22 protein-coding genes are annotated in these 24,827 nt (G+C 31.3%); 5 read left to right on the forward strand and 17 right to left on the reverse strand.

The window, feature by feature from the left end; all coding sequences use genetic code 11:
* Positions 1 to 7 precede the first annotated feature (7 nt).
* The 5 genes from KW502_RS13790 to rimO all read right to left on the reverse strand — a co-directional run bounded on the left by KW502_RS13790 (position 8) and on the right by rimO (position 8,013).
* Complete coding sequence (locus tag KW502_RS13790) at positions 8 to 1,939, reverse strand: amino acid ABC transporter substrate-binding protein (protein WP_219041143.1); 1,932 nt, start codon at positions 1,937 to 1,939, stop codon at positions 8 to 10.
* A 10-nt stretch (positions 1,940 to 1,949) separates the two neighbouring features.
* Complete coding sequence (gene guaA, locus KW502_RS13795; RefSeq protein ID WP_219041144.1) at positions 1,950 to 3,479, reverse strand: glutamine-hydrolyzing GMP synthase; 1,530 nt, start codon at positions 3,477 to 3,479, stop codon at positions 1,950 to 1,952.
* A 76-nt stretch (positions 3,480 to 3,555) separates the two neighbouring features.
* Positions 3,556 to 4,944 (reverse strand): pyridoxal phosphate-dependent decarboxylase family protein, encoded by a 1,389-nt coding sequence (locus KW502_RS13800; RefSeq protein ID WP_219041145.1) that lies wholly within the window; start codon positions 4,942 to 4,944, stop codon positions 3,556 to 3,558.
* A gap of 53 nt (positions 4,945 to 4,997) precedes the next feature.
* Positions 4,998 to 6,590, reverse strand: a complete 1,593-nt coding sequence (bshC, locus tag KW502_RS13805; protein WP_219041146.1) for a bacillithiol biosynthesis cysteine-adding enzyme BshC — start codon at positions 6,588 to 6,590, stop codon at positions 4,998 to 5,000.
* Between the two features lie 115 nt (positions 6,591 to 6,705).
* Positions 6,706 to 8,013 (reverse strand): 30S ribosomal protein S12 methylthiotransferase RimO, encoded by a 1,308-nt coding sequence (gene rimO, locus KW502_RS13810; protein ID WP_219041147.1) that lies wholly within the window; start codon positions 8,011 to 8,013, stop codon positions 6,706 to 6,708.
* Between the two features lie 447 nt (positions 8,014 to 8,460).
* On the opposite strand from rimO, the gene KW502_RS13815 reads away from it, so the two are divergent.
* The 5 genes from KW502_RS13815 to KW502_RS13835 are packed head-to-tail and all read left to right on the forward strand — an operon-like array spanning position 8,461 to position 16,199.
* Complete coding sequence (locus tag KW502_RS13815) at positions 8,461 to 9,588, forward strand: hypothetical protein (RefSeq protein ID WP_219041148.1); 1,128 nt, start codon at positions 8,461 to 8,463, stop codon at positions 9,586 to 9,588.
* The gene (locus tag KW502_RS13820; RefSeq protein ID WP_219041149.1) at positions 9,585 to 10,994 is read left to right on the forward strand and encodes a glycosyltransferase family 2 protein; all 1,410 of its coding nucleotides are present in this window, start codon (positions 9,585 to 9,587) and stop codon (positions 10,992 to 10,994) included. Before KW502_RS13815 ends, KW502_RS13820 begins: the two co-directional genes overlap by 4 nt.
* Before the next feature lie 28 nt (positions 10,995 to 11,022).
* On the forward strand, positions 11,023 to 13,884 hold the full coding sequence (locus KW502_RS13825) for a tetratricopeptide repeat protein (protein ID WP_219041150.1): 2,862 nt from the start codon (positions 11,023 to 11,025) through the stop codon (positions 13,882 to 13,884).
* Between the two features lie 2 nt (positions 13,885 to 13,886).
* A complete protein-coding gene (locus tag KW502_RS13830) occupies positions 13,887 to 15,653 on the forward strand; it encodes a DUF4838 domain-containing protein (RefSeq protein ID WP_219041151.1) in 1,767 nt (588 codons plus the stop codon).
* A gap of 18 nt (positions 15,654 to 15,671) precedes the next feature.
* Positions 15,672 to 16,199, forward strand: coding sequence for a DUF1573 domain-containing protein (locus KW502_RS13835; RefSeq protein ID WP_219041152.1), 528 nt, complete (start codon positions 15,672 to 15,674; stop codon positions 16,197 to 16,199).
* 1 nt (position 16,200) lies between these two features.
* On the opposite strand, the gene KW502_RS13840 is transcribed toward KW502_RS13835, so the two are convergent.
* The 12 genes from KW502_RS13840 to recR form a co-directional block, all read right to left on the reverse strand.
* Positions 16,201 to 16,500 carry a hypothetical protein gene (locus KW502_RS13840; protein WP_219041153.1) on the reverse strand — a complete coding sequence of 100 codons (300 nt, stop codon included), beginning with the start codon at positions 16,498 to 16,500 and terminating at the stop codon, positions 16,201 to 16,203.
* Positions 16,500 to 17,459, reverse strand: a complete 960-nt coding sequence (ftsY, locus tag KW502_RS13845; protein ID WP_219041154.1) for a signal recognition particle-docking protein FtsY — start codon at positions 17,457 to 17,459, stop codon at positions 16,500 to 16,502. The genes KW502_RS13840 and ftsY overlap by 1 nt, the downstream gene beginning before the upstream one ends.
* 197 nt (positions 17,460 to 17,656) lie before the next feature.
* On the reverse strand, positions 17,657 to 17,809 hold the full coding sequence (locus KW502_RS13850) for a DUF4295 domain-containing protein (RefSeq protein WP_219041155.1): 153 nt from the start codon (positions 17,807 to 17,809) through the stop codon (positions 17,657 to 17,659).
* Between the two features lie 6 nt (positions 17,810 to 17,815).
* The gene (rpmG, locus tag KW502_RS13855) at positions 17,816 to 17,998 is read right to left on the reverse strand and encodes a 50S ribosomal protein L33 (protein ID WP_219041156.1); all 183 of its coding nucleotides are present in this window, start codon (positions 17,996 to 17,998) and stop codon (positions 17,816 to 17,818) included.
* Positions 17,999 to 18,024: 26 nt separating this feature from the next.
* A complete protein-coding gene (gene rpmB, locus KW502_RS13860; protein WP_027884678.1) occupies positions 18,025 to 18,264 on the reverse strand; it encodes a 50S ribosomal protein L28 in 240 nt (79 codons plus the stop codon).
* An 87-nt stretch (positions 18,265 to 18,351) separates the two neighbouring features.
* Complete coding sequence (locus KW502_RS13865; protein ID WP_219041157.1) at positions 18,352 to 19,596, reverse strand: competence/damage-inducible protein A; 1,245 nt, start codon at positions 19,594 to 19,596, stop codon at positions 18,352 to 18,354.
* Positions 19,596 to 19,934 carry an Hpt domain-containing protein gene (locus tag KW502_RS13870; RefSeq protein ID WP_219041158.1) on the reverse strand — a complete coding sequence of 113 codons (339 nt, stop codon included), beginning with the start codon at positions 19,932 to 19,934 and terminating at the stop codon, positions 19,596 to 19,598. The genes KW502_RS13865 and KW502_RS13870 overlap by 1 nt, the downstream gene beginning before the upstream one ends.
* Entirely contained in the window at positions 19,934 to 20,548 is a 615-nt protein-coding gene (locus tag KW502_RS13875; RefSeq protein ID WP_219041159.1) for a fumarylacetoacetate hydrolase family protein, read from the reverse strand. The genes KW502_RS13870 and KW502_RS13875 overlap by 1 nt, the downstream gene beginning before the upstream one ends.
* A 1-nt stretch (position 20,549) precedes the next feature.
* On the reverse strand, positions 20,550 to 21,326 hold the full coding sequence (locus tag KW502_RS13880; protein ID WP_219041160.1) for a 3'-5' exonuclease: 777 nt from the start codon (positions 21,324 to 21,326) through the stop codon (positions 20,550 to 20,552).
* Positions 21,327 to 21,463: 137 nt separating this feature from the next.
* Positions 21,464 to 22,774 carry a dihydrolipoamide acetyltransferase family protein gene (locus KW502_RS13885; protein ID WP_219041161.1) on the reverse strand — a complete coding sequence of 437 codons (1,311 nt, stop codon included), beginning with the start codon at positions 22,772 to 22,774 and terminating at the stop codon, positions 21,464 to 21,466.
* Between the two features lie 83 nt (positions 22,775 to 22,857).
* Positions 22,858 to 23,970: a glycosyltransferase family 2 protein gene (locus KW502_RS13890; protein WP_219041162.1), complete on the reverse strand. Its 1,113-nt coding sequence runs from the start codon at positions 23,968 to 23,970 to the stop codon at positions 22,858 to 22,860.
* Positions 23,971 to 23,972: 2 nt separating this feature from the next.
* Positions 23,973 to 24,590, reverse strand: a complete 618-nt coding sequence (gene recR, locus KW502_RS13895) for a recombination mediator RecR (protein ID WP_219041163.1) — start codon at positions 24,588 to 24,590, stop codon at positions 23,973 to 23,975.
* Between the last annotated feature and the right edge of the window lie 237 nt (positions 24,591 to 24,827).

Genomic DNA, 24,827 nt, shown 5'->3' on the forward strand with positions numbered 1-24,827 from the left:
ATATAATTTAATTTATTACTTTCAGTTTTAAATCTTCCAGGTATTCAATTAAATATACAGCATCGTTATAATAACCACCAATCATTTTGTTATGATAATTAAATTTATTTTCAACGTGTTCTGTGACGCCTTCTAACTCTAAAGATTCATATAAATTATCTGCAACAGATAATCTTAATAATAAATCGTAAGTTAAATCAAAACCCCTGGTAGCGAATTTATTAGGCAAAACACCATAGTCTTTCACATAAGACTTTACAAAAGAATTTCCTTCAAAATCTTCACACTCTTTAGCTATAGAGGCGTAAGTAAAATTCAATTTACTTAAATAATCATTAGAGATTTCATTTTCGTAAGGACTACTTTTATCTGACGTAAATAATCTAATTTTATAATTGGCTGCCATCGCATACAAGTATGAAGTAGCATTACTTACTAATTCTAATTCATCTGATTCTAAGATAACCCAGTTTTCTTTTTCTTTTGAAAGAACTCTCCTTAAATCTGAAGATTGCATATACTCTTTTTTTGCTTGATGTATGATGGTAGCGTTTGGGAAAGTATAAGCCAATTTATTTTTTAAATATTCGTGCTTATTATCGGTTAAAACAAGTATTTTTTTTGCTTCTTTAAGACTATCAATATATGTTATTAATGCTTTTTCTAACATTAATTTAGAAGGTCTAGATTGAAATAAGTTATCTTCTCCCTTTAGCTCTGCATCTATTAAAGGAGAGAACACTGGAGTTTCATTTTTACTAAAAAATCTAGAAGTTCTCTCTACGTTTTTACTTAAAACAGGGCCTATAACTGCATCAAATTTCGAACTTTCTAAACCTCTTAAAATTTCATCTAATTTTGAATTGCTTTTTTCTGTATCAAAAACTTTAGCACTTACTGGAATTCCCATTTTTTCTACAGAATCTATTGCAGAAACTACTCCGCTATAAAAGTCTAAAGAAAGTCTCAAAATTTTATCATTTTTCATCAATTCTTCTTTATCGGCAGAATCATTTTTAAACTGCTCTAAAGAAAATGGTAACATCACCGCAATATTTTTTCTTCTTTTATTGGTGATTAATGATTCTAATTTTAATCTTTTTGAACTTCTTCCCGATGACAAGGTATCTGAGAACATAGCTTGCGGCTGAGGAATTTTTATAGTCATGCCAGCCTTTAAACCTCCTTCTGCCAAAATAGGATTATACTTTACCAAACTATCTTTAGTAGTGTTGAATCTTTGGGTAAGGCGAAAATAATTCTCTTTAGGTTTCACTTTATAAGAAATAAAACCGCTATCTAAATTACTTGCTTCTTGAGCTGCTTTAGAATCTTTATTTTTTGGATTAATGACGCGTAAAACCTGTCCTGGTTGTAAATCTGTGACTTCAGGGTTTAATACTTCTAACTGCTTCATGGTCATCCCATATTTTCTAGCAATTGCCATTTTACCCTCTTTAGGTAATACAATATGTTTTAAATGTTCAAAAGAAGAATTTTGTACCGAATTATTAATATTAATGGTATCATTTTTAGTGAAAATAGGGATTTTTATTACATCTCCTTTTCCTAATTCTTCTTCATAAAGATAAGCATTGTATTTTTTTAAGTCGCCTACAGAAATTCCGTTTTCTTTAGCGATGCTATATAAAGTCTCTCTTCGTTTAACTTTATATTCCTTAAAGTTTAAAACTGAAGCTTTCTCTAAATTTCTACTATCAGAAGCTTCTACAACAGGAATCACTAAAACTGTTCCTATTATATTTCCTTTTTTAGCATCGGGGTTATATTTGTAAATTTTTTGTATTGAAACGTTAAATTTCTTCGCTATAGAAGAAACAGTTTCACCTTGTTCTACTTTATGCGTATCAAAATTTTGTGCGAAAGATTGAAGACTAGCTAAAACAAGTAGCAAAAAAAACAAGCAATTCTTTTTCATTTAAATTTTATTATTCCCACTCAATAGTAGCGGGTGGTTTAGAGCTAATATCGTATACTACTCTATTAACGCCTTTCACTCTATTTATTATTGTGTTAGATGTTTTTTGTAAGAAATCGTAAGGTAAATTCACCCAATCTGCTGTCATCCCATCGGTAGATTCTACGGCTCTAAGCGCAACTACTTTCTCATAAGTACGTTCATCTCCCATTACTCCTACAGAGCTTACCGGAAGTAAAATAGCGCCAGCTTGCCATACTTTATCATATAATTTCCAATCTCTTAAACCTTGAATAAAAATATGATCTACTTCTTGCAAAATTCTTACTTTTTCAGCGGTTATATCTCCTAAAATACGAATCGCTAAACCAGGCCCAGGGAAAGGATGTCTTCCTAAAAGTTCTGGATCTATTCCCATCTCTGCTCCTACGCGACGTACTTCATCTTTAAACAACATACGTAAAGGCTCCACCACTTTTAACTTCATAAAATCTGGTAAACCACCTACATTATGATGCGATTTTATCGTTGCTGAAGGCCCGTTAACTGAAATAGATTCAATCACATCTGGATAAATAGTGCCTTGTGCCAAAAACTTCACATCAGTTAGTAAATGTGCCTCATCATCAAACACTTCAATAAACGCACGACCAATAGCCTTTCTTTTAGCTTCTGGATCGCTAATTCCTTTTAGGGCGTCCAAGAAACGTGCCGAAGAATCTACACCTTTTACATTAAGCCCCATATCTTTATATTGATCTAAAACGCTTTCAAATTCATTTTTACGTAAAAGACCATTATTCACAAAAATACAATACAGGTTATCACCTATCGCTTTATTTAATAAAACAGCTGCAACCGTACTATCTACACCACCGCTTAAACCTAAAACTACTTTATCGTCTCCAATTTGCTTTTTAAGATCATCAACTGTCATATCTACAAATGCTTCTGGCGTCCATTCTTGTGCTACCCCAGCAATTTTCACTAAAAAATTATCTAGCAATTGCTTCCCATCGGTAGAGTGGTAAACTTCCGGATGAAATTGAATGGCATAAGTTTCTTCTCCATCAATACGATATGCTGCATTTAATACATCGTGAGTACTCGCTAGTCTTACACCATTTTTAGGTAATTCTTTAATGGTATCACTATGAGACATCCAAACCTGAGAATTCTCTGTAATTTCATCAAAAAGTAATTCTTTATCCTTTATAACTGAAAGATTAGCACGACCATATTCACGCGTTTTAGAAGGCTCTACTTTACCACCATGAAAATGTGCTAAATATTGAGCGCCGTAGCAAACTGCCAACATAGGCACTTTACCTCTTATATTGGATAAATCTGGATGCGGTGCATCTTCTGCTCTTACAGAAAATGGACTTCCCGATAGTATCACGGCTTTAAACTCTTCTATATTCTCCGGTAATTTATTGAACGGATGGATTTCACAGTAGATATTTAACTCTCTAACTCTACGCGCAATAAGTTGCGTGTACTGTGAACCGAAATCTAATATAAGTACGTTATTTTGCATAGGCAAAAGTAAGAATTTGGTGTAAAATTCAAATTGAATCTTAAATTAATTTTTTAATATATTTTAAGCTTTTCAGTTAAACCATCGAAGCCAATATTTCTTGAATATCTTCTTCTGTAGTATCTGGATTTATAAAACAAAAACGAGAAATAGTTTCTGTTTTTCCTTTTTTTGTCCATTTAGTTGGTGTCACCAATGCAAAACCTGATTGATGATTAGTATACGTCCAATCTCTATACGCTTCTGCATCCCAACCTTTTCTTTTGAATAATACACAAGATAAACTTGGCTCTCTCACCAGCTCTAAATGTTCTGCTTTCTCTATTTGCTCTCCAGCATATTTCGCTAAATAAAGTCCGCGTTCGATAGCTTCTGTGTATTTTTCGGTTCCGTGCATGGCTAAAGAAAACCAAAGCGGTAAACCTCTTAATCTTCGGGTTAACTGAATTTGATAATCTGAAGGATTAAAACCTTGCGCTCCTTTATCTTTAAAAATATCTAAATAAGAACCTTTTTGGGAGTGTGCATTTTTAGCCAACTCCATATTTTTATAAATCACTGCGCCACAATCGTAAGGCGAGAACATCCATTTATGAGGATCGATGGTAATACTATCTGCTTTTTCTATTCCTTTAAATAAATCTCGCACAGAAGGAGCTGCAAGCGCTCCACCCCCATAGGCTGCATCTACATGAAACCATAAATCTTCATTTTCACAAATAGTCGCCACACTATCTAGATCGTCAATAATACCAGCATTTGTGGTTCCGCCAGTAGCTACGACTGCAAAAAGACGTTTACGGTCTATTTCACTTAAAGTATCTATTTTTTGCTGAAGCCATTTTCCTGTTAATCGATCATCATCGTCATCATCTACTAAAATTAAATCGGCATCAATGACTTTCGCCATTGACTTTATAGAAGAATGTGCTCCTTTAGAGGTGATTAATAAAGCTCTATAAGCTTTGTTATCTTCGTTTTTAGCTCGCCAAGCTTCACGTGCTGCAATCATTGCAGATAGGTTAGCTGAAGTCCCACCACTAGTAAAAACTCCAAAAGCACCTTTTGGTAATCCTGTAAGTTCTACCAACCACTTCATCGCTTGGTTTTCACAAAAAATTCCGCCGCCGCCAGTCATCCAATAAGCACCATGAATACTTGCCGCAGAAGTTACTAAATCAAATAAAACAGCTGCTCGTGTTGGTGCTGCTGGTACAAATGCTAAATGTCTGGGATGATCTACTGGAACGGTTGCTTTTACTAAAACATCTTTAAAAAGATTAAAAGCTTTCTCACCCCCAATCCCTTCTTTTGTAACCGTTTCTCCTACCATGTCTAGCAACTCCTGTTCTTGCTTAGGAGAACCCATCTCTGGAGAAGTATTTGAAATTCTATTAATTGCATATTTCATGATATCTAAGGTCATTTCGACTGTATCGATATCTATGGAGTGCATACTTTTCATTTTATTCTTTTAATAATGAAACCTCTAAATTCTACTCGAGGTAATATTTTAATTTATAAATAGATAATTGAAAATTCCTGCTTTAGAGGTTTTAACTCTTGTTTTAATTGCTGAATAAGATCTTTACCATAAACCTCATAAAACTCACTAAAGTTTTGGTTACGTTCTTGTAAACTCTGTTTTGGGAATAATTGATCTTGTAAATTAGTTAATCGCTCTAACTCATCTTTCAGCTTTCTTTTCTGAGCTTTTAAGAGTCGTTTTTCTAAATGCTCTAACCCGTTAATTTGCTTTTGTTCTTGAGCTGCAACGGCTCCAACAAAAGATTTATCTGTTTTTTCTGCTAACGCATATAAATCTTTAAATTGTTGTTCTAAATGTTGCTTTTGTGAAGTAAAATCTATCTCTATATTAGAAATTTCTTGCGTTCGATTAGTTCTTAAATCTGATTGATTTAAAAACAAATTTTCTACGGAAATCTTCAAGTTATCAAGCTTGGTTTTTTGCTTTTCTGAAATTAATAAAGCTGAATTACGCAATAATAAAACAGGAAAAGGAATTTGCTGACTTTCAAAATATGCTTTTAGCTCAAACCAGTAAGCCAACTCTCCGCCACCGCCAATGTAACATAAATTAGGAAGAATTACTTCTTGATAAAGCGGACGCATAATCACATTAGGGGAAAAACGTTCGGGGTGTTTTTCTAATAATTCTAAAATTTCAGCTTCAGAAAAACGCAAATCTGTGTTATGTACAAGGTAAACCTCCTCTTCTTTAATGATACGTTCTCTTATTCCTTCAACTAAATAAAACAAGTTGATTTCTCTAGGATTTACCTGAACTTTATAATTTTTCTGTTCTAATTTTTCTGCGGAAGAGGTTACCTTTTCAAAAGAAGTTTGTTTTAATAATTCTTCTTTAACAAAGGGTTTAAAAAGCGTTTTTAATTGCGAATCGTTTCCATCGATAATTACTAAACCATATTCTTCAAAAAGCTCATTGGCTATATACCGAGTAGCATCGGTTAAATTTTGATGTTTTACATAACCATCTTCAAAAAGCTGAATAAGTTCTTTTGCTGCATCAGATTTACCTAAATGTTTCTGAAATTCTTTTAAAACTTCGGCTAAACCATGCGTGTTAAATTCTCCTACAGCTCCAGTTTGTTGACTAGACCATTGTACTTTTTGTCCTTTATAATTAAAGTAGTTAATTTCTTCAAAATCGTGATCTTCTGAAGCCATCCAATAGACGGGTACAAAGTTAAAATCGGGATATTCTTCTTTTAATTCTTCGGCTAAATTAATGGCTGAAATAATTTTATAAAGAAAATATAGCGGGCCAGTAAACAAATTTAATTGATGCCCAGTGGTTACGGTAAAAGTGTTTTCTTCTGCTAAAGACTCGATATGAGCTTGGGTCGTTTCAGAAATTTGAATGTTTTCGTATTGAGATTGAAGTGATTCAACTAAAACTTTTCTATGCTTTAAAGAAAAGGAGTGTTGTTTCTGTTCAATTTGTTTTTTAAAACTTTCTAAATTAGGAAACTGACTATAAAACTGTTTAAGATTCTCGTGTTGATCAAGATAATCGATCATTAAGTCTGAAAAATAATTTGTGTTTCGGTAAGCTATACAGTCGGCCATAAATTTACTTTTCTAAAACCGCAAAGATAAATCAAGTGCTTGGTTTTTCTACTAATTTTTAGTTAAAGAGGTTTACCCAATTTAATTAATTCTATTTCAATAAAAATAGAAATGATTAAGAGTTTGCAGGTTCACCATACAAATCGAAATCTGCTGCTTCATTAATAGTAATGTTAGCAAATTCTCCTGTTTTTAAGTAGAATTTTTCAGCATCAATCAACACTTCATTATCTACATCTGGTGAATCAAACTCGGTTCTTCCAACAAAATAATTTCCTTCTTTACGATCGATCACACACTTAAAGGTCTTCCCTATTTTCTGTTGATTAAGCTCCCAAGAAATTTGAGATTGAATCTCCATAATTTCATTAGCGCGCTCTTGCTTTACATCTTCAGGAACATCATCTTCTAAGTTATAAGCGTGTGTATTTTCTTCGTGAGAATAAGTAAAACAACCTAAACGCTCAAAACGCATTTCTTTTACCCACTCTTTTAATTCTTGAAAATGTGCTTCTGTTTCACCAGGATATCCTACAATTAAAGTTGTACGAATTGCCATTTGCGGAACAATTTCTCTAAACTTATAAATAAGATCGGTGGTTTTTTTATGAGTAGTCCCACGACGCATCGATTTTAATAAATCGTCTGATATATGCTGAAGCGGAATATCTAAATAGTTACAAACTTTTGGCTCGTTATTTATCACGTCTAATACATCTAACGGGAAACCAGTAGGGAAAGCATAGTGCAAACGGATCCATTCGATTCCTTCTACCTTTACCAATTCTTTCAATAAATCGGCTAGCGCACGTTTTTTATATAAATCTAACCCGTAATAAGTTAAATCTTGTGCGATAAGAATAAGTTCTTTCACACCGTCTTTCGCTAAATTTTGAGCTTCTTTTACTAAATTTTCAATGGGTGTAGATTTATGACCGCCACGCATTAAAGGAATTGCACAAAACGAACAAGGACGATCGCAACCTTCAGCAATTTTTAAAAAGGCATAATTTTTTGGAGTAGTGGTTACACGCTCTCCTAAAAGTTCATGTTTATAGTCGGCTCCTAAAGCTTTTAATAAAGAGGGCATTTCGGTAGTACCAAAATATTGATCTATATTAGGAATTTCTTTCTGCAAATCTGGCTTGTATCGCTCAGAAAGACAACCAGTAACAAATACTTTATCTACAATACCTTCTTCTTTCTTTTTTGCATATTCTAAAATAGTATTTACAGATTGCTCTTTAGCATTATCTATAAATCCGCAAGTATTAATAACAACAATATTACCTTCTTCTTCATGAACCACCTCTTTATTATTGGCTTTAAGTTGCCCCATAAGCACTTCAGAATCATAAATATTCTTACTACACCCCAGCGTTACGACATTAATTTTATTTTTCTTCAGTGATTTTGTTCTCATAGCAATTTTAAAAATGTGTGCAAAGATAATGATGATCTTTCAATTCTAAAGAAAGAATACCATTAAGTTTAAATCTATGAAATCTATATCACTAATCACACCATAAATTTTCACACTACAAGCGCCTATAAACTAATATTATTAAAGTAAATAATGATGTATAAAAAATTATAGGTTTTATAGATTCTTTAATTTAAATTTGTAGATCACCGATATGAGAAGAGAAAATAAGTAAAACTTCTATGTCTTTACAACTAGTAAAATTACTTAGTGAAATTCAAAAATAGCACTTTATCGAATATAGCATTTAGTTATCGAGTATTTTTGAAAGCATCTTAAATTTTACACACCTTTACAAAGTCAAATAAGAGTTTTTTGGGAAGTGATGATAATTATCTAATTCACACTGTATCAAATAAATGTTAAGACTTCAACAAACATTTCATTATGAATATTTTAGATCAATTAATCGAATTATATTACGAGATTAAAACTTTCGCCCCCATCATTCAAGCAGTTATTGCTTGTATTATTTTTAGTGTAAGTTTAATTATTACTATGTTCACTTACCTTTTTATTATGAGAATCTCACATCAAAAGGAAGTAAAACAGAAAAAACAAATTAGACCTAAAATTACTCGATTGTTTGAGGAAATTCTTTTTCAGAATAAAATTTATGAAACTGACGAAATTTATGAAAAATATATAGCTATTGTTGGAAAATTAAATCCCAAAAAAATAAAGTTAGCTATTGATATTTTACTCCAAGTAAAATTTAACTCTTCTAAAAAATCTGATCGCTACATAAATATCGTAAATGCATTAGACATAGAAAATTACTTAGAGAAAAAACTAAATTTCTCAAGAGGTGCTACTAAAATGAAAACTTTGCAAATGCTACAACAATTAGATTTAAGAAGTTTAGACACCAAAGTATTGCCTTATACTTACAGTAAAAATGAAGAATTAAAGCGAGAGGCTAGATTTTCTCACCTTCACTTAAGTGATAATGATCCTTATCGTTTTTTAGATGAAATCTCAGGTGATTTAACCTATTGGGATGAAATTAATCTATTGAAATTTTTAAAAATTCATAATGAAAAAAATCAATTAAGTAATTTAGGAAAGTGGATTAATTATTCTGAAAACACCTCATTAACTATTTTTTTAATTAAAGCTGCAGGTTTATTTGAACAACAAGACACTAAAGAAGTTTTATTTACGAAGATAAACAGCATTAATCATAAGGTAAGAACACAAGCTTATGATAGTTTAGGAAAACTAAAAGCTAGCGAATATGAATCTACCTTTATAGAGAAATTTTTCACAGAACGTGAAGAATGCCAATTGGCTATTATAAAGAGTATTGGTATATTAAATACAGGTAACGCTACAAATTTCTTAAAAAAGGCTTATGAGAGTGCTAAATCTGTAACTTTAAAAAAAGAGATAGCCCTAGTTTCTTACACTTATAAATCTAATTACAATCTCTTCGAAGAATTAAAATCTGCTCAAAACGGTTTTGACAAGACTATTTTTCAGCATATAGAAACTCAACTTATCAAATTTAAATGACAGCAGAAATAATATTTGAATATTTTATATTCTTTTACGGTTCATTATTAATTGCCAGCTATTTAATGTTGGCAATTTTTTCGATGATCACTATCATTAAATATAAAAATTATAATTCAAACCTCGACGACGAAACCTTATACACATCAGATATAACCCCAGGAATATCTATTGTAGCTCCAGCATACAATGAGGAGAAAATTATTTCTACCAACGTTCATTCTTTACTAGCGTTAGATTACCCACTTTTCGAAGTGGTTATTATTAACGATGGTAGTAAAGATAAAACGCTAGACATACTAATTAACGAGTTTAGTCTAGTTGAAGTTCCTTATGCATATGTTGAAAAAATAAAAACTAAACCTGTAAAGAGAATTTTCAAATCTACAAACCCTCTTTACGAACAATTAACTGTAGTAGACAAAGAAAACGGAGGTACAAAAGCTGATGCAAGTAATGCAGGAATTAACGCCTCAGTTTTCCCCTATTACTTATGCACTGATGTTGATTGTATTTTAGCAAGAAACACTTTACTTAAAATGATAAAACCTGTTCTTATTAATAAGAAAAAGGTAATTGCAGTAGGTGCTACAATGAGAATGGTAAATAGTTGCGAAGTTAAAAAAGGTATACTCATAAGAGTTAAACCACCTAAAGCACTTATCCCACGTTTTCAAGAATTAGAATATATAAGAGCTTACTTATTAAGTAAAATGGGCTGGTCACTTATTAATTGTGTACCTAATGTATCTGGAGGTCTTGGCCTATTTGATAAAGAGGTAGCTATTAGAGCCGGTGGTTATGATGGAAAATCACATGCAGAAGATATGGACCTTATCACAAGAATGATAAGTTATATGATTAATAATAAACAAAAATATGTAGTAGATTATATACCATTATCTTGCTGCTGGACTGAAGGCCCTCCTAATTTAAATATCCTTGCTAGACAACGTGTAAGATGGTCGGCAGGTTTACTTCAACTTTTTACCGTTCACCGTAAGATTTTATTTAACCCAAAATATAAAAGAATTGGATTAGTCGTTTTCCCATATGCTTTTATATTTGAATTTTTAGCTCCTTTAGTAGAATTAGGCGGTATAATCTCTATCATTTACTTATTATTTTTTGGTAAAATTAATTGGGATTTCGCATTAATTATTTTTCTTTTCTCCTATTGTTTTACAGTAATGATTTCTACATTAGTTGTAATTTGGGATAATATTACATTTAAATATTATAGAAATTTCACTGAAGTTTTAAAATTAATTTTAGTGGCATTTTTAGAGCCTATTTTATATCACCCACTCATTACTTTCTTTGGAATTAGAGGCTATTTAAAGTTTTTATTTTCTAAAGAATTAAAGTGGGGAACCATGACCCGAAAAGGTGCACATAGTAATTAATTATTTTTGAGTATTTGAAATAGGATGTATGAAAAGCATAAAACTTAACCTACGGTTTTTATTAATTTTACTGGTGTTTGGATTTGGCACCTATGCAAGTTTACAAGCACAAACTAAATCTTCTGATAGCCTATATGTTGTTGCTAAAAAATGGGGACAACAAAAAGGTAATTACCAAAAAGCTTTAGAGATTATAAAAAAAGCTAACCAAATCTCTCCTCAAGATATAGACATACAAGAATATTTAGGTAAATGTCATCTAGAAGTTGGTCAGTATGACAAAGCACGCTATATTTTGAGAAAAGCGGCAGATGCTCGACTACAAAACTACACAGCACTTACCTATTTAGTTAATGTTGAATCTACCACTCAGCGCTACTCTTCTGCCATTTGCTATGTAAATGAAATGTTAGAGCAAACTCCTTACGAGAAAGGTTTATGGATAAAGAAAATGAACCTTTATCGTGAAATGGGCAATCACGAAGAGGCAATGCGTGAGTTAAAACGAATTCATCAAATATTTCCTGAAGATAAAAGCGTTCAAGAAAATTATATTTTTATGATGAGTGAGCGAGGAAAAAATCTAAAAACTTACGCTGAAATTAATGATGCCTATAACAATATCATTAAAGAAGACCCTAGTAATAAAGATGCTTATTTAGCACTTATTAAAAATGAAATAGAGAATAGTGGAGACACAGAAACTGCTATTATATATTCTTCAAAAGCACTAAAACAATTTCCGAACGATATAGATTTAATTCAAAAAAAGATTGGCCTTTTAGAAGAAACTCATCGCTATCAAGAAGCTATCAATTTATTAGAAGAGAAGAAAGAAAATTTTAATAAAAAAGAATATTATCAATTAAAGCTTTACTTAAAAAGTCAAGCGGCGGGATATTATGACAATGTAGACCCCTACGTAATCAATAAAAAAATATATGCAGAAAACCCTTACAATAAACAAGCCTTAAACTATATTTTAAGAAATGCTATAGCTAAAGGTTATTATACAGATGCTATTTATTTTCTTAATAAAGCTTTAGAAAAAGATCCTAATAATAAAGAGTTATTACTAAAAAAACTTTCTGTTTATAAAAGTATAAAAGACGACAACGGATATCAAAAAACTTTGGAGCGATTATATAATTTCTATCCAGAAGATGTAGATATTCAGTACAATTATCAACTTAATAAATTTGAAGAAGGTAAAGATCTAATACAACAAGAGCAGTTATATGAGGCTAAATCTATTTTTTTATTGCTGAAAACAATTCCAGAATGGGAGGTTTTAGCAAATGAACAGCTTTATAATATTTCTATGCAACAGCAAAAATATGAAGAAGCTCTTGTCTACACTAATCTATTAATTGAAAAACAACCTGACAATCCTGAGTATAAAATACAGAAAAGTGATTTATATTTTAAGACAGGCCAATATGAAAATGCGCTAAATATTACAGGAGAGTTAACCCAAACCTATCCTGAATCTGAAAAATATCACGATATTTACGAAAGTCAGTTAACGCTTTATATTAGTGAACTCATTAAAAATGAAGCATACAGAGAAGCTTCTAGTAAGCTAGATAATCTATTAAAAAATCACAAAACAAAACAATTATATCTTTATAGTATTAACACTGCGTTAATTACAGAAGACATTGAAAAAGCAACTGCTCTTGCTGAAGAAGCACACCAAACTTATCCTGAAGATTTAGATATCGCATTAAAATTAGCCGATGTTTATTTAGAAGATTACAAAACAGATTGGACAATAGCCGTTTTAGAACCTATGTTAGAAGATCATCCTTATAATCAAGAATTAAAAAGTAGACTTGCAATTGCTTATTATAAAAAAGGAATGTATCGTAAAAGCATGAATAGAAACAGTGATGCTTATCGAGATTTTACTAATTCTATAGATGTAACTCCAAAAAACAATAAGGCTGTAAATGAACTCGTAGAGGCTTATCACAAAGCCAATGAAGATTTGAGAGCACTTAATTACATCAATAAAAAAATTAAAGAATACCCATGGCTAGATAATTTAAAGGTTGCAAAAGGTAAGATTTACGAAAACATGAAAGATTTCAAATCTGCTTTAGAATATCAAAAAATTTACCGACCTTCTGTTGAGGAAGCTTCAGCTTGGAAAAAACATATAGAGTATCTAACCAATAGAGCTTACGAAAATCAAATTGATGCAAGTTATAGTCGCTTCGATTCAGATTCTACCTTATTCGTAAACAGATTGGCACGCTTTAAATATACCAGATTTACTAAAAAAAATGCCTATGCTGCAGGTTTCAATTATGTAGGAAGAGAAAGTGGCGCAGGTGTTCAATTAGATGTAGAATGGCAACATACATTCAGCTCTACCTTATATGCTAAGGCAAATTACTACCTAAGTAACCGTTATTTCCCAAGGCATCGTTTTGCTGTAAATGTATTTAAATCATTTAAATATGATTGGGAATTAGAATTAGGGGCACGTTATGATATTCTTCAATCTGATAGAGATTTTATTGCTGGAGTGGTCGGAATATCTAAACCTTTTAATCAATTTTGGTTAAATGCTAAGTTGAATTATTTAACAGATAGCGATGACAATTACTTAAACTTTGCTTTGAGATCTAAATATATGATTGAGCATAGAAATTTTGTGCAATTAATGGTTTCGGCTGGTACAGCGCCTTACGACCCTAGATTATCATTTCAAAATGATAGGTATTTTGATTTTGTACATACTATGGTTGGAGCAGGATACCAATATCCGCTAAATAAAAATTTAGCTTTTGGATTTTACGGAAATTGGTATAACTACAAACTGAAAGATGATTATTTTGAAAATCAATATGAACTTACGCTAGTTTGTGAAATACGATTTTAGGTATGAAAGTAAAACTTCAATATCAAAAATGGTTGTTATTACAATTAATCATTTTGCTAAGCACGCCTAACTTTAGTCAAACCGAAAGTAGCTTTTCTTACAGGGAAAGTTATTTTCCAATGCTAAGCACCAATAAACATTTTCAATTGAAATATCACACCATGCCCTTAGATAATTATTGGGGACTTTGGGGCCATAATCTTATAAAATGGCTTAAAGATGAAGATCATGAAGAAATTTACGCTTTCATTAATCATAAAAGAAATCACGATCAATTATGTTTTTCTAGCGAAAATTTAAAAAAAATAATTAAAACTCGTATAGATAGTCTAAAAGAATCATACCAGTATTTTATGATTGCGCCTTTAGACAACACCTTGGCTTGCCAATGTACTAAATGTCTAAAAGCAGGTAACACGAAAAATAATGCAGCCCCAGCCGTTTTTAAATTACTAAATGAATTAGCGCTGCAAAACCCGAATATAAATTTTTACACCACTGCATATCTATCTGTAAACGAACCTCCAAAGCAGAAGCAGCCAAATAATATTGGTTTGTTTTTTAGTACAATAAACTTTCAAAGAGGAAAAGCTTACAATGAGTTAAATGACAAACATACTCTTCTAGAGAATTTAAAAAAATGGCAAATTAACATTAACCACCTTTTGGTTTGGGAGTATACTTTAAATTACGATAACTTTTTAGATTTTTATCCTAATCTTTTAGTACTACAAGAAAATCTAAAATTTTTAAAAAACAACGGAGTTACTGGAGTTTTTATTAACGGAAGTGAAACGTATTCTGTTCTACAAGAAATAAAATGCGCTACAACAGCTCGATTACTATATAATGTTAATCTAGATGTAGATGAAATTTTGAAAGAGGAGTTTTTAAAAAGATTCCCTACTGAAGTAGCCGAACTTTCTTACCAATTTTACAGCAAAATAAATCATGAATTTTCTGATTCTAAATATACTATGGGTATTTATACAGGTATGAATGATGCGTATCATAAATATTTAAATCCTGCTTTACTTAATACATTTTATAAAGACTTAAATACTTTAACAAAAAAACACCAAGACCAACAAACAAAATCTTTGCTAATGAGTGTTTGCTTTTTAAAATTAGAGCTTATGCGTTATTTTGGTGTTGAAAAATATGGCTATGCAGAAACTATAAATAAAACTCTATTAATTAAGCCCGAAGTAGCTAAGTTACTTTATCAATTAGAAACACTTTCTCATCAAACTGGAGTTACTATTTATAATGAACAAGGATTTAAAATTTCTGAATATATTGAATTTTGGAAAAAGGAAATTAAAAATTACAATAAAACAAAAAACTTATTTTTAAATAAAGATTTTGAAGTTTTATCTCAACTTGATCACGATTATAAAAATAAAAAAACATTAAATAATGGTAGTTTTGGCTTTCTAGACTATAACAATAACTGGCTTATTAATTCTATAGATGATTTAGAGATATGCGTAAACGCTAATGATTTAGAAGATAACCTTTACGAAATTAAACTTAGTTTTTTAAACGATCCTCAGCATCATATATATTTTCCTTCAGAGGTTATTCTAAGCAATGCTGAAAAAGTTCTTAAAGCTATTCAAATTAAAAAATCTATCATTAAGGAAAAGAAAGCCATAAGCATTTCACTAGATCAAAAAAAATACGATTTATTGAATATTAAAATTTTAAGATCTGAAGATAACCATCAAAAAAGACAGATGGCTTGCGATCAAATTATCATTAACTAATCTGATAAAAAACATCTTATGCAAATCAAACGCATTATAATTGCCTTACTCCTAATTACAACATTTTCTTCTTGTGATAAACTTTTTAATCAAGCTGAAGAAGCTGCAAGCAATACCACTATGGCATTTGAAGATCCGATAAGGCATTATTATCCTTTAATTAGAGGAGAAAAATTAAATGTGTCTTATAAATTTAAAAATACAGGAGCTCATCCTTTATATATAAAAGACGTACAAGCTTCTTGTTCTTGTATTACCACTAACAGTTTTGATCGTCCTATTGCAGTAGGAAATTATGGCTACATCACGCTTGAATTTGACAGTCATAAAAACATTGGCTACGTAGAACATCATGTCTTAGTTTTAGCCAATGTAGATAGCACCTACAGCAACGAAGTAAAATTCGCTACCAATGTAGTACCTGACCCTCTATACATAAAAGATTATGAAGAAATTTACTATGAGCAACGAAATACAAACGTAGATGAATTAGTAGAAGGGAAAGCAAAATTAAGATATTACATCCCTAATGAAAGTAAAAAATAATTTAATTCACCAAATAATCAAAAATGCTCAACTCATAGTAGCGAACTAAAGACACTACTAAAATCCCTAAGATTACATACAACCAATTAAAGGTTTTATTTCTTACTATGTATAAGCCCCAAAGAGATAACAATACAAAAGGCGTACTCATAATTAGAGAAACTTTCATAGGATAACCGTTAAACAATGCCATAATTTTCATCACTACAAAAAAAACACTATAAAAGAAAATGACTTTACATAGTGTAATTTTAAACCTGTCTTTAGAAAATGGGCTAGGTCTATTTTCAATTTCTGACATTAAATTGTTTTTTTAAAGAAAGAATCGACAAACTCTACTTTATTAAAAATCTGCAAGTCTTCCATACCTTCTCCTACGCCTATATATTTTACAGGAATTTGAAATTGATCACTAATACCAATTACAACTCCACCCTTTGCAGTTCCATCTAATTTAGTAACCGCTAACGAAGTTACTTCTGTAGCCGCTGTAAACTGTTTGGCTTGTTCAAATGCATTTTGCCCTGTAGAACCATCTAAAACTAATAAAACTTCATCTGGAACGTTATCTACTACCTTTTTCATCACGCGCTTTACTTTAGTAAGCTCATTCATAAGGTTTACTTTATTATGAAGTCTACCCGCAGTATCAATAATTACGACGTCTGCATCTTGTTTTATAGCACTTTGAATGGTATCAAAAGCAACAGAAGCAGGATCACTACCCATACTTTGCTTTACAATAGGTACATCTACACGGTCTGCCCATATTTGTAATTGATCTATCGCTGCAGCTCTAAACGTATCTGCTGCACCTAGAACTACTTTTTTTCCTTTTTTCTTAAACTGATAAGCAAGTTTCCCTATAGTTGTTGTTTTGCCTACTCCGTTCACTCCTACTACCATGATCACGTAAGGCTTCTTATCTGGAACTGTAAATTCTGTAGCTTCACCAGAACCGGTTTCACTTAATAGGCTTGCAATTTCTTGACGGAGAATTTCATCGAGTTCAGCAGTACCAAGGTATTTATCTTTAGCGACACGCTCTTCAATTCTATCTATAATTTTAATTGTTGTTTTAACACCAACATCACTCGCTACCAAAACCTCTTCAAGGTTATCTAAAACTTCATCATCTACTTTAGATTTACCGGCAACGGCTTTACTTAATTTACCAAAGAAATTTTCTTTAGACTTTTCTAATCCTTTATCTAAAGTTTCTTTTTTTTCTTTTGAAAAAATCTTTTTAAACAAACTCATAATTTCACTTTGGTTTGCGTTAGGGATTGAGGCATTGTTGAAGCTCTTTTAAAATTTTTACATTTTAAAAAGCGACTGCCGAAAGCCCGACCACACTTTTGGTGTGGAAACGCCCAGGTTAATTTGTTGCAAATATACAAAACAAAAAGCCGCTTTGAAAAAATATCAAAGCGGCTCCGTTTATTTTATAGTTCGATTTATTTTTCTTTCAAAAAATCGTTTACTTCTTCTGGCGCCATAATCTGTTCTATAAATGTATAAGCTCCAGATTTTGGAGATTTAACCATTTTTATTGCTTTTGTAAGCCTTTTAGATCCTGTTTGTAACGATGCTACCGATTTCTTTGCCATAACTAATTACTTTATTTCTTTGTGAACCGTCATTTTATTTAGAATTGGGTTAAATTTCTTTAACTCCACTCTATCCGGTGTATTCTTTTTATTTTTCGTTGTAATATATCTAGATGTACCTGGTTTACCAGATGTTTTGTGTTCTGTACATTCTAAAATTACCTGAACTCTATTTCCTTTCTTTGCCATTTTTCTTCGTATTAAAGGTTAAAAGATTACTTGTTTAAGAAACCTTTTTCTCTAGCTTCCTTGATTACAGCAGAGATTCCTCGTTTGTTAATATTTTTTAAAGCAGAAGTAGACACTTTTAAAGTAATCCATTTATCTTCTTCAGGAATGTAGAAACGCTTTTTAACTAAGTTAGCGTTAAATTTACGCTTAGTCTTATTCATTGCGTGAGAAACATTGTTCCCTACCATTGCTTTTTTCCCCGTAAGTTCACAAACTCTTGACATGTTTTCTAATCTTTTCTCGTTATTTCAAAACAGGCTGCAAATTAACAATATTTTTATCTTATATACAAACGAATGAAGAAAAAATATTTATTTATTTACTTGTTCTAAAATTAAGCTTAACGCTTTATAAACTGCTTTTTCTGTTACTTTTTCTCTTTGCGTTCCCAAGTGAGCTTCTACAACCTCTACTCCACCTTCAGTGGCTATTGCGATAAATACCGTACCTATTTCTGCATCGCTATCGCCTTTATTGGGACCAGCATTTCCTGTGGTAGCAATAGCATAATCTGCATTAAATAAAGCTCTCGCTTTAATAGCCATTTCTTTGGTAATCTCTTCACTTACTACAGAGTAGGCATCTATAATATCTTGAGAAATCCCTAAAACCTCTCTTTTTGTATTGGTCTGGTAGGTTACAATACCGCCTTTAAAAAAACCAGAAGCTCCTGGTATTGAAGTTAATTTTGCTGCTATTCTCCCGCCAGTACAGCTTTCTGCAGTGGTAAGAGTTTTACCTGATTTTAAAAATTTTTGTACAATTTGTTCTTCAAGAGAGCCTTCACCTTCATAACCTTTTATGATATCACCTATTAAAAAATTTAATTTTGTTAATTGGTGTTCTAGCTCATCTTTTAATATTTTTGCATCTTTCCCTCGAGCTGAAAGTCTTAATCGTACACGACCTAAACCTGGTAAATAAGCAAGTTTTATAAAACTAGGAAGTTCATTTTCCCATATTTCAATTTTTTCGGCGATAGCACTTTCACCCATTCCGTAAGTCAACACCGTCTTATGAATAATGTAAGGTCTTTTAAAACGTTCTTTTAGCTTACCTAACACTTCGTTTTGCATAAGCGACTTCATTTCAAAAGGTACGCCTGGTAATGAAATGTAAACTACTCCATTCTCTTCTATCCACATTCCTGGTGCGGTACCGTGCAAATTATGAAGTGCTGTAGCTTTTGAAGGAATATATGCCTGCCCTTTATTTAATTCGGAAATAGGATCTTTTACATATTTTTTAAATAACTCTTCAACGTTGTGTAAGACGTCTTGATTTAGTATTAATTCATCCTTAAAATAGGTACAGAATGTTTTTTTGGTGATATCGTCTTTTGTAGGACCTAAACCTCCGGTAACTATAACGATTTGTACTCGTTTAGAAGCTTCTTTTAAACTCGTTAAGATGTGATTTTCTTCATCTTGTATAGAGGTGATTTGATGCACATCTATACCAATTTTATTTAATTCTTGACTAATAAAAGCTGAATTGGTATCTACAATTTGACCAATTAAAATTTCATCGCCAATGGTGATTATTTCTGCTTTCATTATAATTTATAATCTTGCTCTAATTCTTTACAAACTTCAGTAATTGTATTCGTTACATGTTGGGCGTGTGGTAAAATTTCTTCTTTTTTAAGATTAGCTTTAGACCATTGCTCCAACTTTGTAACATCACTACTTAAGTCTATACCAAACATTTGAAGGTTTGGCTTCATTTTATGAGCAACTTGGTAGGTTAAAATTGCATTATCATTGCTTATCGCATCATTCATAGCTTTAACATCTTCTGGAAGTTCTTCTATAAAAGTTTTAACCATTTCATTTATAAAACCTTCATCTCCATCAGCCATCAGAGAAAGCTCATCTAAATTATATGTTCTCATCATTTAACATTTATATCAAATATTTTTATTCCTTCTATTGCCCCTACCAGCTTATCGTTGGGTTGAACTCTCCCTACCCCCGATGGTGTTCCTGTAAAAATAACATCTCCTATCTTTAAGGTAAAAAATTGAGATACATAAGCTATAATTTCATCAACTTTCCAAAGCATTAAGGCTGTATTTCCTTCTTGAACAGTCTCATCGTTTTTTTGCAGCGTAAAATTTAAGTTTTGAAGATCTGAAAACTCATTTTTATCTATCCATTTTTCTCCAATAACCGCAGCCCCATCAAAACATTTTGCTTTTTCCCAAGGTAAACCTTTCTCTTTTAATTGATTTTGAAGATCTCTCGCCGTAAAATCTATTCCTAACCCAATTTCATTATAATATTTATGGGCAAATTTTTCTTGAATATACTTTCCTACTTTAGTGATTTTAACCAACAGCTCTACTTCATAATGAACATCATTAGAAAAATCTGGAATAAAAAAGGGTTGTTTTTTTAATAGAACAGCAGTGTCTGGTTTTAAAAAGATGACTGGTTCTTCAGGTTTTTCGCTATTTAACTCTTCAATATGTTTGGTGTAATTTCTACCAATACAAATTATCTTCATTTTAGTTTAGCTTTTCGGTTAACTTTCTGAGTTTAATAGAAGTTAATACTTTTTTAGTATATAAAGGAAAATCTGCATTTTGGATCCAATTATAATATCCTGGTTCTTTTTCTAAAACTTCTTCTACCAATTTGCCACGATTTTTACCAAATGCAAAAGTTTCTTTTCCTTCTTTATTAAAAACAATAAATCCGGCAAAATCTGCATGTTTTTTATGAGCACTAAACTCTGCTAACCACTTGGTATCATTTTCTAAATCTGGATATCTCTCTAGTTGAGATTCTAATACTTCGAAAGTTGCCAAAGTATCTGCTTCTGCACTATGAGCATTTTCTAATTTTTTATCACAGTAAAATTGATAAGCTGCTTCTAAGGTTCTTTTTTCTTTTTTATGAAAAATAGTTTGCACATCTACTGCTACTGAATTTTTAAAATCAAAATCTACCTCTGCTCTTAAAAACTCTTCTGCTAATAAAGGAATATCAAAACGATTACTATTATAACCACCAAGATCACAGCCCTTTATCATATTGTAAATTTTCTTACTCAGGTCTTTAAAAGTAGGTTCATTAGCAACATCTTCATCTGATATGCCATGTATTTCTGTGGTTTCTGCAGGTATTTTCATTTCTGGATTTACCCTCCAGTTTACACTTTCTTTATTTCCGTTAGGAAAGACTTTTAAAATAGCTATTTCTACAATTCTATCTTTAGAAATATTAGTTCCTGTAGTTTCTAAGTCAAAAAAACAAATTGGCTTATTAAGATTCAGTTTCATAAAATGATATTTACGGCAAAGATAACTTTACGAAGTTGCTTAAAAAAATAAATTATTCTTTAGCGTTTTTCAATTTCAATATAATAAAAAAAGCCACGAAGACAATCGTGGCTTTTTCACTATTATAATCTTAATTATTATAAAGTTTGTTGATCGTCGAAATTTTCTAAATATTGAGCTACACGCTGAACAAACTGTCCGCCTAAAGCACCATTTACTACTCGATGATCATAACTATGTGATAAGAACATTTTATACCTAATGCCAATAAAGTCTCCTTCTGACGTCTCTATAACTGCTGGAACTTTTCTAATGGCTCCCAATGCTAAAATTGCCACTTGAGGCTGATTGATAATTGGAGTACCCATAATACTACCAAAAGTACCCACATTAGTTACGGTATAAGTGCCCCCCTGTGTATCATCTGGTTTTAATTTACCACCTCTTGCTCTACCTGCAAGATCGTTGACTTGCTTCGCTAAACCTCTTAGGTTTAATTGGTCTGCATTTTTTATGACCGGAACAATTAAATTACCATCGGGTAAAGCAGCAGCCATTCCTAAATTAATATTTTTACGCTTAATAATTTTATCTCCATCTAAAGAAATATTAATAAGAGGAAAATCTTTAATTGCTTTTGCTATTGCCTCCATAAAAATTGGAGTGAATGTTATTTTTTCTCCTTCACGTTTTTCAAAATCATTCTTCACTTTCTTTCTCCAGTTCCAAATTTTAGTAACATCTACTTCTATGAAAGATTGAACGTGAGCAGAAGTTTGCACACTATTCATCATATGGTGAGAAATCATTTTTCCCATTCTAGACATTTCTATAATTTCATCTTCACCATTTACACTTACTGGTACATTTACTGCCTTTTGTGTAGGCTTTGAAGGAGTTGGTGCTGTTTGAGTCTTTGAAGTAGATTTTTTATCTTCTACATAGGCTAAAATATCATCTTTGGTAACCCTAGCATCTTTACCAGTTCCTGATATTTTTTCTAATTCTTCTAAACTTATTTCTTCTTGTTTTGCAATATTTTTCACCAACGGCGAGTAAAATCTTTCACTTGAAGAGTAATCTTGACTTACCGTTTCTTTTGCTTGATGAACAATATTTTCTGCAGCAGTAACATTAGCACTATCTTCTGCTGAGGTTTCTTTCGTTTCTACTGAAGGTTGATCTTCTTTTTTAGTTGAATCTTCGCCTTCTGTTTCTATAATTGCAATAGTTTCTCCAACCTGTACTACATCATCTGCTTCAAAAAACTTTTCAATTAAAACCCCATCTACTTCACTTGGCACTTCACTATCTACTTTGTCGGTAGCTATTTCTAATACAGCTTCATCTTCTTCTATTGTATCTCCAACTTCTTTTAACCAATTAGTTATTGTTGCTTCTGCAACACTCTCTCCCATTTTGGGTAATTTAAGTTCAATTTTTGCCATATCGTTAACTCGAAGGTATTTTTTTTATTACGGATTGCGAATTTAATTAAAATTTAAATCAAAAAGTAATTATTTAATAAATTTTACAACTTAAGAATTTCTCCTTGACTTTTGCTATGATCACTTCCGATAATAAAATTATACTTTAAAGGTTTTATACGAAAGTAATTTTGCTTCATTTTATGATTCTCCATTATACTAAAAATTTCTGTATATGTTAAATAATTAGCATCAAAAATTATTTTTGAATTTTTGATGCTTTTATTTTTTAACTCCTTTTTATTGATAATTTCTATAGGTGATTTTCCTAAAGAATTGAAGCCTGAATTTATTTCAGAATCACTCACCCAATATATTTTCTCATAATTAATTATATCGGTTTGCTCTGGTTTAGGGTTAAAAAACGACTTAGCTAAAGCTAAAGATAAATGAATTAGTGGTCTTAAAAAGTTGTTTTTTTTAAAGTGTTTCTTATAAAAAATCTCCATAGCTCCATAAAACCGATCCCTATATTTTTTATCTTTCACGGTACTTTCACCTTTATAATGAATTACATTTTCAGTACCTAAATAATAATTTTGATAACCTTTTTTTAGAAATTTATAACTAAGATCAATATCTTCCCCATACATAAAATAATCTTCATCTAAGCCTCCTATTTCTTCAAACCTATCTTTTTGCATAAACATAAAAGCTCCCACAAGAATTTCTACCTTACCCACCTCAGTTTCCCTTAAGTCAGAATAATAATCTTTTTCTAAATTCAATATTTTTTTTAAGGCTACTTTTGGTGTAGGGAGGTTTCTCTTTGATTCTGGAAGAAAATTACCACCTCCATCTATTAATTTAGGACCTATAGCTCCAAAATCTGATTTTGTTTGAGCAAAAGATATAAAGTTTTTAAATGTTTCCTCTCCTACTAATGTATCTGGATTTAAAAGGCAAATATATTTACCTCTTGCTTTATTTATGCCTATATTATTTCCCTTACTAAACCCATAATTAACTCTATTTTCAATTAAAATAACCTCTGGAAAATAAAATTTCACTAAGCCACAGCTTTCATCCTGAGAGTAATTATCTACAACAATAATTTCAGCTGAAATTTGCTGAATTGATTTAGATACGCTTTCTAAACAGTGAAGTAAATAATAAGGAACTTTATAATTAAGAATAATAACAGATAACTCTACCAAACCTAATTTTTTAAAGAGTTTTCAAATGGAACTCTATTTACAATACTTCTACCTAAGGTTACTTCATCTGCATACTCTAATTCATCTCCAACCCCTATACCTCTAGCTATAGTTGAAGTTTTTATAGTAAGATTTTCTAGTTGTTTATAAATATAAAAGTTAGTAGTATCTCCCTCCATCGTACTGCTTAATGCAAATATAATTTCGTTAACCTCACCTTCTTTTACCTTGTCTATAAGTGTTGTTATATTTAATTGATTAGGACCTATACCATCCATAGGACTTATCTTACCTCCTAACACATGATACAAACCTCTGTACTGACTTGTGTTTTCTATAGCCATCACATCTCTAACATCTTCTACTACACAAACCATTTTTTTTTCCCGATTGGGGTTTGAACAAATTTCACAAATTTGAAAATCACTTATATTATGACATTTTTTACAAAATTTCACTTCTGTTTTCAGGTCTATTAATGCTTTAGCTAAATGTGTAGTTTGCTCTTCAGGCTGCTTTAATAAATGTAATACTAATCTTAATGCTGTTCTCTTCCCTATTCCTGGCAATTGTGCCATTTCTTGTACAGCGTTCTCTAATAATTTTGAAGAAAATTCCATAGCACGAATTTAATTTATTTATAATAGCTTTACCAATTAAGTATAAAAAAAGGAGGCAATTGCCTCCTTTTTTTATACTTAATTCTGATTCACTTCCTATTTATCTTTTGAGGGTAAAGTGATTTTTAATGGTATTAGGTCTAGGTTCTCCAGGGTTACCTTCTTGATCTGGTATTGCTGGTTCCATATATTCTACTCTAAACCAGTAGTCTCCTGAGGGCACTGGATTTCCGTTAA

Source organism: Mesonia aestuariivivens, from assembly GCF_019311235.1.
Taxonomy (GTDB): domain Bacteria; phylum Bacteroidota; class Bacteroidia; order Flavobacteriales; family Flavobacteriaceae; genus Mesonia; species Mesonia aestuariivivens.

Coding starts and splice junctions, on each gene's coding strand:
- rpmB (WP_027884678.1), bottom strand. CDS start 18,264: ATGTCAAGAGTTTGTGAACTTACGGGGAAAAAAGCAATGGTAGGGAAC.
- KW502_RS13815 (WP_219041148.1), top strand. CDS start 8,461: ATGAATATTTTAGATCAATTAATCGAATTATATTACGAGATTAAAACT.
- rimO (WP_219041147.1), bottom strand. CDS start 8,013: ATGAGAACAAAATCACTGAAGAAAAATAAAATTAATGTCGTAACGCTG.
- KW502_RS13880 (WP_219041160.1), bottom strand. CDS start 21,326: ATGAAACTGAATCTTAATAAGCCAATTTGTTTTTTTGACTTAGAAACT.
- KW502_RS13885 (WP_219041161.1), bottom strand. CDS start 22,774: ATGGCAAAAATTGAACTTAAATTACCCAAAATGGGAGAGAGTGTTGCA.
- KW502_RS13865 (WP_219041157.1), bottom strand. CDS start 19,596: ATGAAAGCAGAAATAATCACCATTGGCGATGAAATTTTAATTGGTCAA.
- KW502_RS13840 (WP_219041153.1), bottom strand. CDS start 16,500: ATGTCAGAAATTGAAAATAGACCTAGCCCATTTTCTAAAGACAGGTTT.
- KW502_RS13835 (WP_219041152.1), top strand. CDS start 15,672: ATGCAAATCAAACGCATTATAATTGCCTTACTCCTAATTACAACATTT.
- KW502_RS13800 (WP_219041145.1), bottom strand. CDS start 4,944: ATGAAAAGTATGCACTCCATAGATATCGATACAGTCGAAATGACCTTA.
- bshC (WP_219041146.1), bottom strand. CDS start 6,590: ATGGCCGACTGTATAGCTTACCGAAACACAAATTATTTTTCAGACTTA.
- KW502_RS13790 (WP_219041143.1), bottom strand. CDS start 1,939: ATGAAAAAGAATTGCTTGTTTTTTTTGCTACTTGTTTTAGCTAGTCTT.
- recR (WP_219041163.1), bottom strand. CDS start 24,590: ATGGAATTTTCTTCAAAATTATTAGAGAACGCTGTACAAGAAATGGCA.
- KW502_RS13875 (WP_219041159.1), bottom strand. CDS start 20,548: ATGAAGATAATTTGTATTGGTAGAAATTACACCAAACATATTGAAGAG.
- KW502_RS13870 (WP_219041158.1), bottom strand. CDS start 19,934: ATGAGAACATATAATTTAGATGAGCTTTCTCTGATGGCTGATGGAGAT.
- KW502_RS13820 (WP_219041149.1), top strand. CDS start 9,585: ATGACAGCAGAAATAATATTTGAATATTTTATATTCTTTTACGGTTCA.
- KW502_RS13825 (WP_219041150.1), top strand. CDS start 11,023: ATGAAAAGCATAAAACTTAACCTACGGTTTTTATTAATTTTACTGGTG.
- KW502_RS13830 (WP_219041151.1), top strand. CDS start 13,887: ATGAAAGTAAAACTTCAATATCAAAAATGGTTGTTATTACAATTAATC.
- rpmG (WP_219041156.1), bottom strand. CDS start 17,998: ATGGCAAAGAAAGGAAATAGAGTTCAGGTAATTTTAGAATGTACAGAA.
- ftsY (WP_219041154.1), bottom strand. CDS start 17,459: ATGAGTTTGTTTAAAAAGATTTTTTCAAAAGAAAAAAAAGAAACTTTA.
- KW502_RS13850 (WP_219041155.1), bottom strand. CDS start 17,809: ATGGCAAAGAAATCGGTAGCATCGTTACAAACAGGATCTAAAAGGCTT.
- guaA (WP_219041144.1), bottom strand. CDS start 3,479: ATGCAAAATAACGTACTTATATTAGATTTCGGTTCACAGTACACGCAA.